The following is a 232-nucleotide window of genomic DNA, read 5'->3' as shown; positions in this document are numbered from 1 at the left end:
GGAGGAGACCTTGGCGACATCCGTGTTCCGCCCTACCCTCTGGAGTTCCCTGTGAACGTCACCCCCCTCGTCTGGATCATCACGATCGCGGTCACCATCGCGTTCTTCGTGTACGAGTTCTTCGCCCACGTGCGAAAGCCCCACGAGCCGACCATCGGCGAATCCGCCCGCTGGTCGGCCTTCTACATCGGGCTCGCACTCCTGTTCGGCGTCGGCATCGGCGTGGTCTCCG

1 pseudogene is annotated in these 232 nt (G+C 64.2%); it reads left to right on the top strand.

The window, feature by feature from the left end:
• Nucleotides 1-51: 51 nt before the first annotated feature.
• Nucleotides 52-232 (top strand): annotated as a pseudogene (locus ASG00_RS15975) (TerC family protein); the annotation flags it as partial.

The organism is Microbacterium sp. Leaf351, from assembly GCF_001423825.1.
Classification (GTDB): Bacteria; Actinomycetota; Actinomycetes; order Actinomycetales; family Microbacteriaceae; genus Microbacterium; species Microbacterium ginsengisoli.
Note: the sequence above shows the minus strand (reverse complement) of the source record. Positions and strands in the feature narration are given on the sequence as shown.